General features: G+C 68.5%; 14 protein-coding genes and 1 pseudogene. 9 read left to right on the forward strand and 6 right to left on the reverse strand.

Annotated elements, in window-relative coordinates:
- Together ACJ8AN_RS15455 and ACJ8AN_RS15460 are read right to left on the reverse strand one after the other, a co-directional pair.
- Positions 1 to 456, reverse strand: a 456-nt coding sequence (locus tag ACJ8AN_RS15455; protein ID WP_407756118.1) for a dihydrofolate reductase family protein, incomplete at its 3' end; no start/stop codon positions are given.
- A 386-nt stretch (positions 457 to 842) separates the two neighbouring features.
- Positions 843 to 1,655 (reverse strand): hypothetical protein, encoded by an 813-nt coding sequence (locus tag ACJ8AN_RS15460; protein ID WP_407756119.1) that lies wholly within the window; start codon positions 1,653 to 1,655, stop codon positions 843 to 845.
- Between the two features lie 289 nt (positions 1,656 to 1,944).
- Between ACJ8AN_RS15460 and ACJ8AN_RS15465 the strand changes: the two genes are divergently transcribed.
- On the forward strand, positions 1,945 to 2,109 hold the full coding sequence (locus ACJ8AN_RS15465; protein WP_407756287.1) for a hypothetical protein: 165 nt from the start codon (positions 1,945 to 1,947) through the stop codon (positions 2,107 to 2,109).
- Positions 2,110 to 2,233: 124 nt separating this feature from the next.
- Here ACJ8AN_RS15465 and ACJ8AN_RS15470 read toward each other — a convergent pair.
- Positions 2,234 to 2,611 (reverse strand): annotated as a pseudogene (locus ACJ8AN_RS15470) (class I SAM-dependent methyltransferase); the annotation flags it as partial.
- Positions 2,612 to 2,746: 135 nt separating this feature from the next.
- Between ACJ8AN_RS15470 and ACJ8AN_RS15475 the strand changes: the two are divergent.
- A complete protein-coding gene (locus ACJ8AN_RS15475; RefSeq protein ID WP_407756120.1) occupies positions 2,747 to 3,436 on the forward strand; it encodes a hypothetical protein in 690 nt (229 codons plus the stop codon).
- 177 nt (positions 3,437 to 3,613) lie between these two features.
- Here ACJ8AN_RS15475 and ACJ8AN_RS15480 read toward each other — a convergent pair whose 3' ends face one another.
- The gene (locus ACJ8AN_RS15480) at positions 3,614 to 4,750 is read right to left on the reverse strand and encodes a hypothetical protein (RefSeq protein ID WP_407756121.1); all 1,137 of its coding nucleotides are present in this window, start codon (positions 4,748 to 4,750) and stop codon (positions 3,614 to 3,616) included.
- 588 nt (positions 4,751 to 5,338) lie between these two features.
- On the opposite strand from ACJ8AN_RS15480, the gene ACJ8AN_RS15485 reads away from it, so the two are divergent.
- Complete coding sequence (locus ACJ8AN_RS15485; RefSeq protein ID WP_407756122.1) at positions 5,339 to 6,556, forward strand: adenylate/guanylate cyclase domain-containing protein; 1,218 nt, start codon at positions 5,339 to 5,341, stop codon at positions 6,554 to 6,556.
- Between the two features lie 3 nt (positions 6,557 to 6,559).
- On the opposite strand, the gene ACJ8AN_RS15490 is transcribed toward ACJ8AN_RS15485, so the two are convergent.
- Entirely contained in the window at positions 6,560 to 8,749 is a 2,190-nt protein-coding gene (locus tag ACJ8AN_RS15490) for a hypothetical protein (RefSeq protein WP_407756123.1), read from the reverse strand.
- 37 nt (positions 8,750 to 8,786) lie between these two features.
- Positions 8,787 to 9,722 (reverse strand): carbohydrate kinase family protein, encoded by a 936-nt coding sequence (locus ACJ8AN_RS15495; RefSeq protein WP_407756124.1) that lies wholly within the window; start codon positions 9,720 to 9,722, stop codon positions 8,787 to 8,789.
- Positions 9,723 to 10,025: 303 nt separating this feature from the next.
- Here ACJ8AN_RS15495 and ACJ8AN_RS15500 point away from each other — a divergent pair, with 303 nt between their 5' ends.
- From ACJ8AN_RS15500 to ACJ8AN_RS15525, 6 genes are all read left to right on the forward strand, one after another.
- Positions 10,026 to 11,435 (forward strand): M20/M25/M40 family metallo-hydrolase, encoded by a 1,410-nt coding sequence (locus tag ACJ8AN_RS15500; protein ID WP_407756125.1) that lies wholly within the window; start codon positions 10,026 to 10,028, stop codon positions 11,433 to 11,435.
- 43 nt (positions 11,436 to 11,478) lie between these two features.
- On the forward strand, positions 11,479 to 13,026 hold the full coding sequence (locus ACJ8AN_RS15505) for an ABC transporter substrate-binding protein (protein ID WP_407756126.1): 1,548 nt from the start codon (positions 11,479 to 11,481) through the stop codon (positions 13,024 to 13,026).
- Positions 13,023 to 13,934, forward strand: a complete 912-nt coding sequence (locus tag ACJ8AN_RS15510) for an ABC transporter permease (protein WP_407756127.1) — start codon at positions 13,023 to 13,025, stop codon at positions 13,932 to 13,934. The genes ACJ8AN_RS15505 and ACJ8AN_RS15510 overlap by 4 nt, the downstream gene beginning before the upstream one ends.
- Complete coding sequence (locus tag ACJ8AN_RS15515; RefSeq protein ID WP_407756128.1) at positions 13,931 to 14,752, forward strand: ABC transporter permease; 822 nt, start codon at positions 13,931 to 13,933, stop codon at positions 14,750 to 14,752. The genes ACJ8AN_RS15510 and ACJ8AN_RS15515 overlap by 4 nt, the downstream gene beginning before the upstream one ends.
- A 496-nt stretch (positions 14,753 to 15,248) precedes the next feature.
- Positions 15,249 to 16,007: a 2OG-Fe(II) oxygenase gene (locus tag ACJ8AN_RS15520; RefSeq protein ID WP_407756129.1), complete on the forward strand. Its 759-nt coding sequence runs from the start codon at positions 15,249 to 15,251 to the stop codon at positions 16,005 to 16,007.
- Positions 16,008 to 16,171: 164 nt separating this feature from the next.
- On the forward strand, positions 16,172 to 17,482 hold the full coding sequence (locus ACJ8AN_RS15525) for a hypothetical protein (RefSeq protein WP_407756130.1): 1,311 nt from the start codon (positions 16,172 to 16,174) through the stop codon (positions 17,480 to 17,482).
- Positions 17,483 to 17,559: the final 77 nt, after the last annotated feature.

The following is a 17,559-nucleotide window of genomic DNA, read 5'->3' on the forward strand; positions in this document are numbered from 1 at the left end:
GGTCGGGCCGTGGCCGGCGATCCTGGGGTGGACGAGGAACTTGTACTCGTCGATCAGATCCAGCCGGTCCAGCTCGGTCGCGAGCTTGCCGCTACCGAGGAGCACGCCGGACGGGGTTGCATCCTTGAGCTTCTGCACAGCCGTGCGTAAGTCGCCGGCGATGTGGTGGCTATTGGTCCACGGGAAGTCCTTTCGCGTCGACGACACCACGTACTTTGGCTTGTCCTCCAGCTTGATCGCCCACTCGCGCATCGCTGGCGGCGCCGACTCATCGCCCCGGGCGACCGCCGGCCAATAGCTCTCCATCATCTCGTAGGTGACGCGGCCCCACAGCATCGCCCCGCCCTCGTCCATGAGGCGGGTGAAGAAGGCGTGTGTCTCGTCGTCGGCGATTCCCTCCTGGTGGTCGACGCAGCCGTCCAGGGTGACGTTGATGCTGAAGGTCAAGAGTCCCATGCGGCCAGTCTAAGCACACAGCGGGCTGAATCACGGCTCGAACGATGCGAGTACGTCTCGCCCTTCGGGCAGCGGTCCTCAGCTTCAAGACGAGCGGTCCCTGGGTCCTCCCGTCCGGGCGGCACCGCGTTGGGACGTCGCGCTGCGCAACACTTGAGCGTCGTGAGGGCCTGCCGTGTTGCACGTATGTCGCAGGAGCCTGCGGAATGACCTGGAACGGGGTGGGACAGGACGGGACGCGGCGGGATATCAACTCACAAGCATTCCGGGCGGTTACGAGGTAAGGGCGCGATTCTGCTGGGAGTTTCGCACCGCCCGGCGTGGGTTCGATTCCCGCCGCCTCCACTTCATATCTCCCGGAAAGGTTCAGCTTCCGGAATGGACAATCACCTGCTCCGCGCCTTTTCCTGCGCTGCAATTCTCTCCTGCTCCCTCCGCCAGTCTTCCAAGATGGAGATGGGGTGCAGCGAGCGGTAATCGATCTTCTTGTGATACAGCGCGAGATGGTGCTCGCCCGCGATCTGCATGAAGACAGACAGGGGTGGAACAGGGTGACCCTTCCACCAGACCGCTGCCTCCGCAAGGGTGTCGAACGAGGCCTCCGAGGCAGGCATCCCGCGTGACGTGACGGCCTCGATGAATCGTTCCAGTGCGTAATCACGTCGGAGGGCACGCACGTCCCTCTCACGAGAATAGAAGACCTCCAGATAGTCATTCCCCACCAGGATATATGCGCTGCTGGGCGGCTCGGGGAGGTTCCTCAACCAGGTCTCCGCCTCGTCGCGCGTCTCGAATCGGGCGATGACTGGAGGAGGATTGCGGTAGAAGGTCTTCAAGTAGTCGTGAAATTCCTCGCATTGGCCTGTTGAAGCAATGAATTCGAGCTGAGCCCTGGCGACCTGGATGAGCTTCTTCTTCTTCGCGGCTCTCAGGGGGTCGCCGATTCGAGAGAGCGTCTGCCAGGCTCCGCTTGCCTCCTCGCCATTCTCGCCACGCCAAGAGGTTCTCACATCGACAGCACGGTCTGCGGGTGGGCGTGCGAGATAGTCCTCGAAGCGATAGAGCTGGCCTGTTCGCCAGATGAAGAAGCCTGCCTCTTTCAGGAGACGGTATGCCTTGGGGTCGCCGGGTGGCTGGAGCTTCTGCCACTGGTCGGAAACCAGTGCTTCCGATGCGGAGAGCAGTTGGGAGATCGTCACGGTGTCTCCGGCATCAACTCGAACCCCGAGGGGTTGCCTGAGGAAGCCATCAACACGACCGGTACGAAGACGAGCGCAGCCCCACCTGAAGTGCCGACCACGGGCAATGAAGGTGACGCCGGCAATGACGATGACGGTACCAGCCAGGAGATGAGCACGTACCTGGACAGATCCTGTACCCCAGTGGGACCGAGGACTGGGGACCGAGTCACACTACAGGAAACAAGGATCAGGCCGAGCAATGAAGCGCCAAACCTCTGCGTAATAGATGGTTTATTCATTGAGGGCGTTGTCGGCGAATGGAGCGCCTTCGGGCTCGAGATGCCCTCGCGTCTTCGGGCTTCCCAATCTGCTCCAGGTGCTCAACCGGCTGGTGGAAGCGGGCAACACGGTGCTGATCATCGAGCACAATCTGGACGTCATCAAGGCCCGACACGGCGGCCCCGCGGCGTGAGCGTGCGGCATGACAGGGCGGCGGCTTCGCTTCCCGCCGCCTCGAAGAGAGGTTGCCCGCCAGGGTGAGGGCTGGAGCGGAGGGGCCGGGGCGGTTCGCGGACAGGGCCGACCGAGCAGCGTGACTACGTTGTCGCAACGAGCAGCTCTTCCGAGTTGTCGGGCGGACGAAGACCATCGGTCCTGCCGGCGAAGTAGCGCCGGGCAAGGGCTTCCGCCGACACGTGCTGGACATCTCGAAAACCCGCTTCGCGGCCCAACGCGAGCATCTCCGTAGGCGTGAAGAAGCTGATGAAGGGCGTACCGTTTGCTCGCGCCCCCTCCGCCGCTCGCATGATGCCGGGGCGAACCTCGGGGTCCGCCAGCTCAATCGGCAGCATGAACGACATGGCGAGCGTCGAGCCCGGCGCGAGCGCCGCGACCTGGCGCAGCGTGGCCTCTATCGCGTCCTGGGTGAGGTACATGCTCACGCCGGTAGAAGCCACGACCGCCGGCCGGCTGGCGTCGAAGCCCGGCGCTGACGGCCTACCGCGCGCGGCGCAAGGACTCCTCGTCGTAGATTGCTCGGCAGTGAATTATTTCCACGGCGAGTGCGTCCACGGGGCCGCTTCACTCAACCCTTGCTGAAGGACCCCCCCATGTTTCGCTCCTCCGCCCGCATTGCCGCTGGTGCCGTCCTCGCCTCCGCCCTGCTCCCCCTGAGCGCCCTTGCCGCCGAGCCCCTGGAGTCCCCGGCGCCAGCGCCGGACGTGGCGCCCCTCGAGCGCAAGCAGCCCCTCGTCGTCGTCCACTCGGGCGTTGCCGGCCTCTGGGGCCATGGCACGCAGAGCTTTGGCATCGGCGCCGTGGTCGAGCCGAAGTGGAACATCACCGACTCCATCGCGGCGGGCCTCCGGGTGGATGGTGGCGTCGTGTTCGGCGGCCGGATCGTGCCGCGGGGCACCACGTCGGTCGCCATGGGGGCCATGGTGGGCACGCTCCTCAAGGGCGAGTACCTACTGGGCAGCAGCGGCGTGCGTCCGTTCGTCGGGCTGGGGGCCGGCATGTATACGCTCGTGAGCCAGGGCGCCGCCGTGGGCGACGAGGGCGCGGGCGTCAACCAGTCCGTCGGCCGGTTCTATGGCCTCGCGCCGCAGCTCGGTGTCGACTTCGGCGGCGTGCGGCTCGGGGTGACCTACAATTACATCGTCGGCGGGGCGATCCTCCTCGAGCAGGACGTCAACGCGGGCCTCTCGGCGCAGAAGCTCCCGCGCAACTACATCCAGCTGGAGCTCTCCTTCCGGTCGATCAAGATCGGCGGCCCGCGCGACCTCGTTGGCGGCCCCTGAGTGGCACCGGGGACTGAGCGGACGCGCGGCTGGCGTCAGCTCTCCGGGGACCATGCGTGACACCGCCACTTCCTACACTCGCGCGCTGGAAGTGCACCTTCGCCAGTGGATTGCCGTGGTGGGTGCGAAGCCATGGCAAGGTTGGCGGCGAACGTCCCCTCTGGCCTGTTCGACAGCTCAGTTCATCCCTCCTGAATGCGCGACGGAGGTCCACCCCTTCGCTGATGAAAGATAGAGCTCGTTCGAGTGGACTCCGGCGTCGCCGTACCAGACTGAGTAGTCATCCACTCCGTCGTTGTTGATGTCGCCCACGGAAGAGGTGCCGGCAGAAGCGCTCTCGCCCATGCGGAAGACCACATCGGTTGCTCTGCCCGTGGCGCGAAAAGAAAAGCGGCACTCGGTTTGGGAGCACTCCCGGGAGATGTTCTTGTCCTCCGCCCCTTCCGTCTGTCGAGGTGGGCGGTACGGGCCGGTTCGGATTCCCATGACCCCCGGTCCGATGACGGGTCCTTCGCACGGACTCCGGTACCGATAGTTCGGATGTGGGTTCGTCGCTTCCGGGTGGTACCCGACTCCAGCGAGCGTGACCTCGATGAGCTCGCCGAGTGCTTCGATCTTCTTCGCTTCTTCGCAGAGGACCCGCGCTCCTGGATTCACAGGAGTGTCCGACTCGAACGCCTCCTGGCTCGCGTTCGCGAAGAACCTGTCGCTCCCCTGGTGGTTGAATCTCCAGGTGGTGTTCCCGAGGTCATCGATGTCCCTCGTCGATACGTGCTCGATGAGGGCCTGGGTGACCGACGAATCCGCGCTCTGATCGCTGTAGAGGGTGTAGCCCTTGATGACGTCGGCTCCGGGGGCGCGCCTGGCACTGCCGATGAGGGTGCGGACGCGGTGCGCCCCAGCAGGGCTCAGGAAAACGAAGTCGGAGTTGAATCCGGAGAGGAGGACGCCCTTCCCGAAACGAGCTGTCAAGCAGGCGTGGAGTTTCTGGGTGGACGCGCAGGAACCTTCCTGGCGTTTGGGTTGCGTTGCCTGCGCTGCTCGCCGGATCTCCTGCACCTGAGCCAGAGCCATCAGCGCCACATCGCAATCACCTTGCGCACCGGAGGTCAGCACGCACTTTCGCGAGAGCCAGGTGAACTGCGATTGGTAGTAGTCGAGGACGCGCCGGGTTTTCTCGGGTCCTCCTGGGGCAGCTTCGACGAGCGCGCGCTTCGCTTGAAGCTCTGCCTGCTCCTGCGCCTCGAGCTCCTGCGTGGTCCAGGGTTGCGAACGCATCAGCTCACGCGGCGCGTAGCCGGTCGCGTTCCGCACGCTCCCGAACTCACAGCTCCACAGTGGAACCGCTGCCTGCGGTTCTGTCGTCGTGCACTTCGCGTTGATCGGAACCGTGGCTGCGACTTGTGGCGGGTCGGCGTCGCCTCTCGAGTGGCTCAGGTCAAGCGTCGCAGACGATACATAGAAGACAGCGGGCGTCGGAGCGGAGGCCCGCGCCGAGGACACCGACACGTTCGCGCAGAGGGCACCGAACAGTAGGAGCGAGCGGGAGGCCGAAAGGCGCGAGAGCGGGATCATTGTGGTTCACGGACCATTCGGGTCGCGTGTGGATGCGAAGGGCCTACGAGTCGTCTGATACCATTCTCGGGACCGGTAGGCGCGGGTTCGCTTCCCGCCGCCTCGAAGAGAGGTTGCCCGGGTGAGGGCTGGAGCGAGGAGGGGCCGGGGCGGTTCGCGGACAGGCTTCGTCGGAAGCAGTATTCCAATGCGGCCGGAGCAACTGTGTCCAGTGCCAAAGGACACGAGCAGCGCCGGAGCGCTTCACGCCCGTCACCCACCAGGGGCATCCCATCCCTGTGCCGGGGACTGAGCGGATGCGCGGCTGGCGTAAGCTCTCCGGAGACCATGCGTGACACCGCCACTGCCTACACCCATGCGCTCGAGGAAGAGCGACTCCGGGGCGCCGACCGTCTGATGTCGTTGCGCGTCCTCGGGATGCTCGGCTGGTTCCTGGCCATGGCGCGCGAGCCGAGTCAGTCGGCGGGGGCCTCCGTGGTCCCCTGGGTGGGCCTCGGCCTGGCCGCGGCCACGCTGCTCTGGCTCCTCGCCCGGCGCTTCCCCGGGGTCCGCCGCGCCAGCTTCGCCGCCATTCCGCTGCTGGACCTGCCCATCGTCTTCTTCGCCCAGTCGCGCGGCATCGCTCGCAGCTCGGTCCCCCTGCTCGCCGTCGGGTTCACCGCCTGCCTGTTGATGAGCATCATCATCCTCTCGCAGGTGTCGATGCGGCCCCGCACCATCCTCGCCACCGCGCTGGCCAGCATGGCGGTGGAGCTCGTCCTCCTGGTCCGCTACCACGTGGGCGGCTACTGGCTGAACGTCGTGCTCCTCTTCGGGCTCGCCGCGGCGCTGCTCGTCTTCGTCTCCGGCCGCAATCAGGCCCTGCTCCGGCTCGCCGTCCGCGAGCAGCTCATGCGGGACCGGCTGGTGCGCTACTTCTCTCCCCTGGTGGCCGAGCGCATCATCGCCTCGGGCGCGGGGACCCAGGAGGGGGAGCACCGTGAGGTCACCCTCGTGTTCGTGGACCTGCGCAACTTCACGTCCCTGGCCGAGGAGATGGAGGGGGCGCGCGTGGTGGCGCTCCTCAATGCCTACCACCGCGCGATGGTGGAGGTGCTGTTCCGGCATGGGGGAACGCTCGACAAGTTCCTGGGCGACGGAATCATGGCGTACTTCGGTGCGCCCCTGGAGCAGCCAGACCATGCGCGCCGCGCGGTGGCGTGCGCGCTGGAGATGGTGGAGGCCCTCGAGCGGCTGAACGCCGAGCGGGTGCGCTCGGGCGAGGTGCCGCTGCGGCTGGGCATCGGCATCCACACCGGGCGCGTGGTGCTGGGGGACATCGGCACGGACGAGCGGCGTGAGTACACCGCCATCGGCGACGCGGTGAACGTCGCCTCGCGTATCGAGGGGCTCACCAAGGCCCACGGCGTGCCGGTGCTCGTCTCCGAGGAGACCCGGGCGCGTGCTGGTGGCGCCTTCGGCTGGCACGAGCTGCCGGCCTCGGCCCTCCGGGGGAGGACCGGGCCGGTGCGGCTCTGGGTGCCGGTGTCCTCACGAGCGGGGTAGGGGTCAGCGGCCGCGATAGAGCCACAGCCCGCGCTCTACCGCTCCGCCGCGCATCAATGCGGCGGTGAACGCGTGGATGAGCCCCTCGTCGGTGAACGCCGTCGCGCCGGGCGTGTAGAACGGCAGGGAGAGCACCGTCTCCGCCTGCGTGTGTCCGTCCGTGAGGTTCAGCTCGAACCGCTGCAGCTTCTGGCGCTGCGCATCGGGCGCCCAGACGGTGACCTTCTCCGCGTCCGCCCTCGCCGCGGCGAGCATCGGGAAGAGCCCTGACGCGATCAGCCTCGGCTTCAATGGCGGTCCCTGGTCGGGAAATTCCGCCGCCACGAGGCCTCCGGGATGGGAGACGACCACGAACGTGCGCCCCGCGCCGCGCGCGACCCGCACAGGTCCCGCCTGCAGCTCGAGCTGACCGCGGTCGACGACCGAACCCTCCGCGTTCACCTTCGCGTACGGGACCACTTTCACGAACGGGTTGGCGCCGTTGCCCGCGGCGATGAGCCAGCCACTGCCGGTGGTCGCGGCCGAGATGACGGGATAGGTCGCCTCCGGGGCCGGGCTCAGCGTCGGCACCGGCTCGCCCACGGGCTTGCCCTCGGCGTCCACGCGAAGCGTCGCGAGGTACATCGAGGTCCGCGAGCGCGTCAGTCCAAGCAGCAGGTGCCTCTCTCCCGGAAGGAAGAACGCCGCCTCGCCGGGGATGGTGGAGAGCGGGCCGGTGAGGCTTCCATCGGCGGAGACGCCGTAGAGCAGCGTGAGGGCGCCGTTCGGGCCCCACCCCGTCGCCGCGACGAGCTGCTTTCCCCCGAGGAACGCGGTCTTCAGCGCGCTCAGCGAGTTGCCCGCGGACTCGGGGAGCGTCACCGCCGGGCCTCGCTTCGCCACCGCGAGCGACTGCGGATCCAGCACGTTCACCGAGATGTCTCGCCGGTTTCCGAGCACTGCCATCAGCTGGCCGGTGGGGGACCAGACGAAGTCGATTCCGGTGGCCTCGAAGGCCTGGCGCACGACGCGAGCGGGGGGACCGTTCGTCGCATCGCACGTCTGCGCGTCGATTTTGCAGTCGGCGGTACACTTCAGCGCTCCGCTCCGAAATCCGAGCGCGGCGCACGAGACGCCCGCGACGTCCTCGCCATCGCAGGCCTCGCTACCTTCGCGCCGGCCGTTTCCGCAGACCTCCGCGGGAGGCTGCGCGCCGAGGCCTTCGGGAAGTCCCACGTACCTCGAGTCGACCGGGTCGCCCGCCGGGGAGCCGGGGCAGGCCCGGAAACCCCCCTTCGAGGCCTCGGTGAGATCGACGTTCGGCTCGAGCCGGAGCCCCGCGGGCTCGAAGTCCGTCAACGCGAGGAGGCCGCCGTTGGCATCGAGCACGAGCTTCTGTCCGAGCTCGACACCGTACCCGTAGCGCACCGGCATCGAGCTCTGCTGCGGCGGCATCCCCCGGTAGACCACCTCGCAGGGGAGGCTCGTCTCCACCATCCGCATCACGCGGCGGTGGAAGACGACGCTCAACGTCTTCGTCTTGTCGTCCCAGAGCGGAAGGAGCACGTCCGTGACCTGCTCGCCCGGACCGGGCGCCGGCTTCGGCTTGAACGTCTTCTGCTCCTTCGCGAGCAGCGACTGGATGGCGCCCCGCTGCGTACCGAGGAACCGATCGAACTCCGCCCGGGCGCTGTCGAGCAGCTGCACCGCCGTGCGCGGATAGCCGGCCTGTCCTTCGACGATCCGCACGTTCGAGGCCTCGACATTCGCGTTCGCCGTGAGCGCGCTGCCGAAACCGTTGCCGACCTCGACCTCGGCGAGGTGGGCCTCCGTCTTCAGCCCGTAGCGGTTCTGCGAGCCGGGAGCGAGCTCTTCCCCGTTCACGTGAAGGACTCGCACGCCGATCTCCGAGCCGTAGAGCTCGTAGGCGCGCTTCACGCCCTTCGGGAAGACATACGCGTTCGGAACGGCCGCCACCGCCTCGCCGATCCACTCGGTGCTGCGCCCCCACTTCGACTCCGCCGGCATCACCAGCACCACCACGTGTCCGGGCATCGGGGTGAAGCCGAAGCTCGGCAACGTGCGGTCGAGCATGCCGCTGCCGGGCTCGTGCTTCTCGGTGAAGTTCGGAGCGCGGGAAGGGGCCGGCGCCGTGGCGCAGACGGCGAGCCCCAGTCCGAGTACGGCCAGCGTCGTCACGGGTGAGCGAGTCATGCGCGCTCGACGCTAGCGCAGTCCGGGAGTTTCCTGCTCAGTCGAGCGCGTAGCCGAACTGCTCGCGGAACTCCGTGGCGAATTCGTCGTAGGTGAACTTCTGGTTCTGCGTGCCGGGGTGCCCGACGGTGAGCGCGCCCATCAGCGAGGCCATGCGGCCGCAGGTCGGCAGGTCGAGGCCGCGCATCAGGCCGAGGATCAGGCCGGCACGGTAGGCGTCGCCGCAGCCGGTCGGGTCGACCACCTCCCGCTCGCGCGCCGGCGGGATGTCGTGGCATGTGCCCTGCGCGTGGATCCGCGAGCCGCGCGGGCCGAGCGTGGTGATGTAGGCGCGGACCTTGGAGGCGATGGTCGCCTCGTCCCAGCCGGTGCGCTCCTGCAGCAGGTTGGACTCGTAGTCGTTGACGACGACGTAGTCGGCCAGCTCGATGAAGTGGCGGAACTCGTCGCCGTTGAACAGCGGCATCATCTGGCCGGGATCGAAGATGAAGGGGATGCCGCAGTCGTGGAATTCACGCGCGTTCTGCAGCATGGTGTCGTGGCTGTCCGGCGCGACGATGCCGAAGGTGACGCCCTTCACGTCGCGCACGTGGTAGTCGCGGCTGCGGCTCATCGCGCCCGGATGGAAGGCGGTGAGCTGGTTGTTGTCGACGTCGGTGGTGATGAACGCCTGCGGCGTGAACATGTCCTCGAACACGCGGACCTGATCGAGGCGGATGCCGCACTTCTCGAAATGCGCGCGGTAGGGCGCGAAGTCCTGGCCGACCGTGGCCATCGGCACCGGGTCGCCGCCGATGAGCTTGAGGTTGTAGGCGATGTTGCCGGCGCAGCCGCCGAACTCGCGGCGCATCCGCGGGACCATGAAGGACACGCTCAGGATGTGCACCTTGTCCGGCAGGATGTGGTTCTTGAACTGGTCCGGAAACACCATGATGGTGTCGTAGGCCAGCGAGCCGCAGATCAGCGCAGACATCGATACCTCCCCGAGGCAGCCGCGCCGCGCCCGGCGCAGTGCGTAGCGTAGCGGTTGGCCCTCGCCGCGGCCAGCCGTCCCCGATGCAGGAGAGGAGGAGGCGAGCATGGCGCCGTGCATCAAAGGAATGGGGGCAAGGTCGATGGGAGCGGGTTGGAGCGGAGAGGCAGAGGAAGGCCGCTGAGGGGAGCCCAGGAGAAGGGCGCCATGGCGGTGCACTCCGGGTGTAGTCCGGTATGGCCCTCTTCCGCACGCACCCCGGACATGCTTCAACAGGCCGCGACCATGTCGGGAGGCAGGCAGATGAAGAATTGGGTGGTGGCAGCCGGGGCGATTGGCCTGCTGGGGGCAATGCCGGCGGCGGCGCAGGAGCTGCGCCCGGACCAGGTGAAGTTTCGCGAGCTCTACAAGGAGCTGGTGGAGACCAACACCACGCTCTCCTCCGGCAGTTGCACCCTCGCCGCCGAGCGCATGGGCGCCCACCTGAAGGCCGCCGGCTATGCGGATTCCGAGCTCACCTATTTCTCGGCGCCAGAGCATCCCAAGGAGGGCGGGCTGGTGGCGGTGCTGCCCGGCACCTCCAGGACGGCAAAGCCCCTCCTGCTTCTGGCCCACATCGACGTGGTGGAAGCCAGACGCTCGGATTGGCAGCGCGATCCGTTCACGCTCGTCGAGGAGAACGGCTATTTCTACGCGCGCGGCACCGCGGACGATAAGGCCATGGCTTCCATCTGGACCGATCTGATGGTCCGCCTGAAGCAGGAAGGCGCGAAGCTCGAGCGGACGGTGAAGCTCGCGCTCACCTGCGGCGAAGAGACCACCGGTGCCTTCAACGGCGCGCAATGGCTGGCGCAGAACCGCCCCGGCCTGATCGCCGCCGAGTTCGCGCTGAACGAAGGGGGCGGCGGTCGCACCGACGGCAAGGGCCAGCTGCTCGTCCAGAACATCCAGGTGGGTGAGAAGGCGGTTCAGAACTATCGGCTGGAGACGACCAGCCCGGGCGGTCACAGCTCCATACCCGTTCCCGACAATGCCATCTACGAGCTCGCCGACGCGCTGGTGAAGCTCCGCGACCATGAATTCGCGGTCCAGCTGAACGACACGACCCGCGCCTACTTCGCCAAGGCGGGCGCGGCTCGGGGCGACGAGCTGGGCCAGGCGATGGTGGCGATCGCCGCCCATCCGAACGACAAGGCGGCCGAAGCGGTGTTGAATCGCGACCGCACCTATCATTCCTTGCTGCGCACGACGTGCGTGGCCACGCTGCTGGAGGGCGGGCACGCCAACAATGCGCTTCCGCAGCATGCCGAAGCGAACGTCAATTGCCGGCTCTTCCCCGGCAATACGGTCGAAGCGACGCAGGCGGCACTCGAACAGGCCATCGGCAATCCCAAGGTGACGGTCACCCGGGTGCCGCCGATCCGGCCGCTGGCGAAGCCGCCGCCGCTCGAGCCGAAGGTGATTGGCCCGATGGAGAAGCTGGCGGCCAGATACTTCCCCGGCGTGCCGGTGATTCCCTCCATGACGACGGGCGGCACGGACGGCGTCTTCCTCGGCGCGATTGGCATTCCCGTCTATGGCGTGCCGGGGCTCTGGTTGGATCCGGACAGCAACGGTGCGCATGGTCTCAACGAGCGCATGGAGGTCCGGGCACTCTACACGGGTCGCGACTATCTGACGGAGCTGGTGAAGACCTACGCCAACACCCATTGAGGCGTATGAGAGGAATGAGCACTGTGACACAACGAGGGCGCTGATGGCCCCGCCGCTCCGCCCCCTCGTCCTGGCACTCCTCGTGGCGCTCATCCCCGGCTGTCGCTCCGAGCGGCCGCCCCCGGGCATCACCGTGCTCATCGAGTCCCCACCCGAGAGCCTCGACAGCCGGCTCACGCTCTCGGCCACTGGCCAGCGCCTCGCCCAGCTCATCACCCCGGGCCTCATCATCTCCGACGACAGCGGCACGCCCGTGCCCGACCTCGCCGAGTCCTTCCGCGAGCTGTCCCCCACACTCGTGGAATTCACCCTGCGCCCGGGGCTCACCTTCCACGATGGCAGCGCCCTCACCGCCGAGGATGTGAAGGCCACCTATGACAGTCTGTGGGACGCGGCCATCGCCAGCCCCCGGGCGGAGCGCTTCGCGGCCCTCGAGCGCGTCGAAGTGGTGGACGCGCGCACGGTGCGCTTCCATCTGCGCCGGCCCTACACGCCGCTCATCACCGACCTGTCCCTGGGCATCCTCCCCGCCGAGCGCGTCTCGGCCGCGGACAAGGAAGCCCAGGGCCGGGCTCCCATCGGCGCGGGCCCCTTCCGTTTCGACTCGCAGCCGGACGAGGACCACCTCACGCTGGCCCCCTTCGCCGGCCACTACCGCGGCGCACCCGCCATCCCCCGGCTGTACTTCCGCGTGGTGCGCGACGAAACGACGCGCGTGCTGGAGCTGCTCAAGGGACGCGCGGACCTCGTCCTCAATGCGCTTTCTCCCGCCGTGCTGCCCGCGTTGGAGCGCGAGCCCTCGCTGCGCATCCTCACCAAGGCGGGCACCGGCTTCGCCTATCTGGGCTTCAACCTGCGCACCGGTCCGCTCGCGGACGAGCGGGTGCGCCAGGCCCTCTGCCACCTCGTCGACGTGGGGCCGCTCGTGCACTACAAGTTCCACGGGCTGGCCACTGCCGCCAATGGCATGCTCCCGCGCTCGCACTGGGCCTGGGCTCCCGTCGAGGGCTGCAGGTATGACCCGGCCGAGGCCGCGCGATTGCTGGACGCGGCGGGCTACCCGGATCCGGACGGCCCCGGCGGTGCGCCCCGCCTCTCGCTCCAGCTCAAGACGAGCACCGACCGTTTCCGCCGCTCCGTGGCACTCGTCCTCCAGGAGCAACTGGCGCGCGGCGGCGTGGCCGTGGAGGTGCGCTCGCTGGAGTTCGGCACCTTCTTCAACGACATCCGCCGCGGCAACTTCGAGCTCTTCACCCTCAAGTGGGCCTCCGTCATCGAGCCGGACCTGATGCGCAGCGCGTACCATTCGGGCGGCGTGCCCTCGGAGGCCAATCACTGGGGCGGCTTCAACCGCGGCGCGCTGCGGGACGAGGCGTTGGATGCCCTGCTCGACGAGGCCAGCCGGGTGTCCACCCCCGAGCGCAAGGCGCTCTACGCGCGGATTCAGGAGCGGCTGGACACGCTGGTGCCCGTGGTGCCCCTGTGGCACGAGGACTCCGTGGCCGTCGCCTCGCGGCGGCTCCAGGACTTCGAGCCGAGCGCCCATGGCATGTTCACCCCGCTGGCGCGGGCGAGGATGGTGGAGCCATGAGACGGCTCGCCGCGGCGGCGGTGACGCTGGTGGGGGCGCTGCTGCTCGTCTCGCTCTTCCTCCACCTCGTGCCGGGGGACCCCATCGACGTGATGCTCGGCGAGCAGGCCACGAGCGTGGACCGCGAGGCCCTGCGCCACGCCGTGGGCCTGGACCAGCCCGCCTGGCTCCAGCTCTGGAGCTTCACCCGGGACCTGCTCACCGGGGAGCTGCGCACCTCGCTGCCGCCCTTCCAGAAGAAGGTGCTGCCCTCCATCGGCGCGGCGCTGCCCTTCACGCTGCTGCTGGCGCTCGCGGCCATGAGCGTGGCCCTGGTGCTCGCCCTTCCGCTCGGGGTGGCCGCCGCGGCGCGCCGGGGCACCCGGGTGGACGCCGCGGCCATGAGCGCGGCCGTGGCCGGCGTGGCCCTGCCGCGCTTCTGGCTCGGGCCGGTGCTCATCATCGTCTTCTCCCTGAAGCTGGACTGGCTGCCCGTGTCCGGCGCCGACTCCTGGCGGCACCTCGTGCTGCCCGCGCTCACCCTGGGCACGGCGCTCGCGGCCTTCCTCGCGCGCATGACGCGCGCCTCCATGCTGGAGGCCCTGCGCGAGGACTACGTCACCGTCGCCCGCGCCAAGGGGCTGAGCACGCGCGCCGTGCTGTGGCGCCACGCCTTCCGCAATGCGCTGCTGCCCATCCTCACCGTGCTCGGACTGGAGTTCGGCGCCCTGCTCGGCGGCGCCATCGTCACCGAGAAGGTGTTCGCCTGGCCCGGCATGGGCACCCTGCTGCTGAGCGCCATCGAGAAGCGCGACTACAACACCGTGCGCGCCACCGTGCTCGTCTTCACCTGCTGCTACGTGCTCATCAACACGCTCACGGACGTGGCCTACGGGCTCGTCGACCCGCGCGTGCGGAGGCGCGCATGAGGCTCCGCCGTCTCTCCGCGGGCGGACGCTTCGGCCTCACGGTGGCGGGGCTGTTCGTCCTCACCGCGCTGCTGGCGCCCGTGCTCAGTCCTCTCCCCCCGGACGCCATCAACCTCGCCCGGGAGCTCGCTCCGCCCAGCCTGGGCTACCCGCTCGGCACGGGGGAGAACGGCATCGATCTCCTCTCCCACCTCCTGTACGGCGCCCGCGTCTCGCTCGTCGTCGCCGTGTTCGCCGTGGCGCTCTCGGCGCTGGTGGGGACGGTGCTCGGCGGCCTCGCGGGCTACGTGGGCGGACTGCTGGACGAGGCGCTCATGCGGCTCACCGACGTGCTGCTCGCCTTCCCCGGCATCCTCCTGGCCATCTTCATCACCGCCGTGCAGGGGCCCTCGCTCACGCATGTCGTCTTCGCGCTCAGCTTCACCGGGTGGACGGGCTACGCCCGGCTGGCGCGCGGGCTGGTGCTCACCCTGCGCGAGCGCGACTACGTGCAGGCCGCGCGGGCGCTCGGCGCCAGCAACGCGCGCATCCTCTTCCACCACGTGCTGCCCAACGCCGCCGGGCCCCTCGTCGTCCAGGCCACCTCCGCGCTGCCCGGCGCCATCCTCGCCGAGGCCTCGCTCAGCTTCCTCGGACTGGGCGCGCCGCCGGGCACGCCCTCGTGGGGGGCGCTGGTGGACCAGGGCACCCAGTACCTCCTCGTCGCGCCCCACGTCGCCCTCTTCCCCGGCCTCGCGCTGGCGCTCACCGTGCTCGGCTTCCACCTGCTCGGCGATGCCGTGCGCGATACGCTGGACCCCAAGCACCTGGAGCGTTAGGCCCCACGGCCCATCAGTGCTGGCCGCGCCGGGTGGAGAAAAGGCGCTTGAGGCCATGGTGCAGGCCGGGGGTGCTGCGCTTGAACCCGGTGTCGACCAGGTCCACCACTGCGCGATGTAGAGCACGCTGCCATCATCGCTCACGGGGACGCCCGCGAGCCGGCTCAGCTTGGGCAGGCCCAGGCTGATGACGCGCTCCTGCTGGTGGGGCAGGAACTCCCGCTGGCTGCGCGGCCCGTAGGCGAGGAAGAAGTCACAGGCGAAGAAGCGCCGGTAGTGGCTCCAGAACTGGAAGAAGCCGTGCTGGAAGGCGAGCACCGGCACGCCCTCCAGCTACGACCTGGGCGCCCTGTAGCGCCCGCGGGTATGCTTCAGCCCTTGAGCTTCCATTCGCGATTGCCTCGGACGGAGAAAGATTCTTGGTTCAGGCGGCGACGAGCGGCGAGATCACGAGGGTGATCAAGTAAAAGGCCGGCAATTTCGGCGGAGAGGTCCGGTGAGCGTCGCAACCATCGAAGAAGGCCCGTTGCTGGGCCCGAGCTTCTTCCTCTCCCGTACGGCGCTCCGTTCGCTCGCGCTGGCCCATCGTGACACCTACGGCGCGGCACGGCCCTATCCTCACGTCGTCATCGACGGCTTCCTCGGGGAGCGGCTCGCGTCAGGACTGGCAGAGGTCTTCCCGGGCGCAACCGAGGCGAGCTGGAAGCGGCGCGATCACCAGGAACAGGCGGCGCGCCTGGGACAGCTTCAGCGCAAGGCGTTCGAGGGCGTGCACGGAGCGCTCCGGCACCTGCTCTCGGAGCTCTCGAGCATGTCGTTCCTGGACTTCCTGGAGACACTCACCGGAGTCCAGGGGCTCATCGCGGATCCACATTTCCGGGGTGCCGGGCTGCACCTCACGCTGCGTGGGGGCCATCTGGCGCTTCACGCGGACTTCAACCGTGACCGCTTCCGTGCGCTCTCGCGGCGGCTCACCGTCCTCTACTACCTGAACCCCGGCTGGGAATCCGCCTGGGGCGGCGACCTCGAGCTGTGGAATTCCGACCTCTCCAGGTGCGAGACCCGGATCGCTCCGCTCCTGGATCGGCTGGTCGTGATGGCGCATGGCGATGACTACTGGCATGGCCACCCGGCCCCGCTGGAGTGTCCCGAGGGACGGGGCCGAGCCGCGGTCGCGGCCTACTTCTATACGGCGGAAGCATCCCCGGACGCGCCGGAGGCCCACAGCGCCATCTGGGCGCCAACGCGTTCCTAGTCCTCGGGCGTGAAGCGCTCACTCCCTGGCCTGAGTGGCAGGCCAACTGCCGCCGCTGTTCATCTCAGCACTCCCGACATCCCTGGAGAACAGCGGCTGGCCCGTCCCGCCACGTGCACCGTTCGGGGTGCGGGAGCCCTCTCGGCTCCGGCAGGAGGGGAACCATGAACCGGCAATGGACATGGATGGGGATGTGCGGAGCACTGGTGCTGGCGGGACTCTCGGCCTGCGGCGGTGCCTCCGCGCCCGAGGATGCGACGGAGCCCTTGGCGGCGCTCTCCCAGGAGCACCGGGAGCAGTCGTCACCGCCGGAGCCGAAGTGGGTGCGCAACATCCTCGCCACCAGTGCGAGCGAGACGGTGGCCCTCCGGCATGACCCGCGAGGCAATGTCGTCGTCCTCGTCACGGACATCGGAGGCCCCATCGACTTTGGCGCCGGGCCCATCAGCCCACCGGCCTCGGCTTCGAGCTCGCGCATCGCGGGGCTCGCCCGGTACGCGCCCGATGGCCACCTGCTGTGGGGCATCGTCCTCGCGGGCGAGTCCACCCCCGAGCTGCCCGCGGCCGGCGCCTTCGGGGCCGCGCTGGCGGTCGATTCGAAGGGCAACATCCTGCTCTCCCTGAATGTCGGTGGCCGGCTCGTCCTGGAGGGCGTGACGATGACGACGGGCGAGTACCTGCTGAAGCTCGGCCCGGACGGGCACGCCCTCTGGGCGATCCGGCTGCCCACTCGCGCGCGGAAGGTCGCGGTGGACGGGAATGACTGCATCGCGATTACCGGCTCCCTGGAGGGCGCCACCGGATTCGACTTCGGCGAGGGCCCCATCACGGGCGCGGACTTCCATGCGTTCGTCGCGAAGTATTCCTCGCGGGGCAAGCTCAAATGGGTCTTCGTCGACGACGTGATGGCCAGGCCGGCCTCACTCACCGCGGACGAGCACGGGAACTTCTACTTCGGCGGCTTCCGCTTTCCGGAAGTTCCCATCGATGCCGGCACACCCTACCTGCGCAAGGTCTCCTGCTCCGGCGAGGGCGAGTGGTCGCACGCGCTCGAGGGCGCCACGGGGACCGTCTCCGACCTCGCGGCGCGCGACAACCGCGTCGTCGCGGTGGGCTTCTTCCTCGGCTCCTTCGAGTTCAAGGGGCGGACGTTCACCGTGGAACCTCCAGAGCTTGCGGACGGCTTCGTGCTCGCCTTCACGGGCAGCGGCCACGAGCGCTGGGGACAGAAGCCGGTGGGTCTGATCGCCTCCGTCGACATCGACCACCGCGGTGGAGTGCTGGTCGCGGGTTCCGCGGGAGCCTTTCCCGACCCGCCGCTGTTCATCGCCCGCTACCGCCTGGACAACGGCCGCGAGGACTGGTCGCGCATCTTCAACGAGTTCCGGCGCGGGGTGGACTCCTCGGTGAACAAGAAGGGAGAGCTGGCCGTCACCGGGAATGGACCCCTCTACGTCATCCAATTCGGCCGCTGACTCCTGAGGGAGGAGTCACCGCGCCTCGACGGCGAGGTCCAGGCGCGGCTCGGCCCGAGGGCCAGCCAACAGAGGGT

This window comes from Archangium sp., from assembly GCF_045802675.1.
GTDB lineage: Bacteria > Myxococcota > Myxococcia > Myxococcales > Myxococcaceae > Archangium.

Excerpts from the sequence above, each read along its gene's own strand:
- ACJ8AN_RS15490 (WP_407756123.1), bottom strand. The coding sequence starts at position 8,749 with ATGACTCGCTCACCCGTGACGACGCTGGCCGTACTCGGACTGGGGCTC.
- ACJ8AN_RS15525 (WP_407756130.1), top strand. The coding sequence starts at position 16,172 with ATGAACCGGCAATGGACATGGATGGGGATGTGCGGAGCACTGGTGCTG.
- ACJ8AN_RS15510 (WP_407756127.1), top strand. The coding sequence starts at position 13,023 with ATGAGACGGCTCGCCGCGGCGGCGGTGACGCTGGTGGGGGCGCTGCTG.
- ACJ8AN_RS15475 (WP_407756120.1), top strand. The coding sequence starts at position 2,747 with ATGTTTCGCTCCTCCGCCCGCATTGCCGCTGGTGCCGTCCTCGCCTCC.
- ACJ8AN_RS15505 (WP_407756126.1), top strand. The coding sequence starts at position 11,479 with ATGGCCCCGCCGCTCCGCCCCCTCGTCCTGGCACTCCTCGTGGCGCTC.
- ACJ8AN_RS15495 (WP_407756124.1), bottom strand. The coding sequence starts at position 9,722 with ATGTCTGCGCTGATCTGCGGCTCGCTGGCCTACGACACCATCATGGTG.
- ACJ8AN_RS15500 (WP_407756125.1), top strand. The coding sequence starts at position 10,026 with ATGAAGAATTGGGTGGTGGCAGCCGGGGCGATTGGCCTGCTGGGGGCA.
- ACJ8AN_RS15485 (WP_407756122.1), top strand. The coding sequence starts at position 5,339 with ATGCGTGACACCGCCACTGCCTACACCCATGCGCTCGAGGAAGAGCGA.
- ACJ8AN_RS15515 (WP_407756128.1), top strand. The coding sequence starts at position 13,931 with ATGAGGCTCCGCCGTCTCTCCGCGGGCGGACGCTTCGGCCTCACGGTG.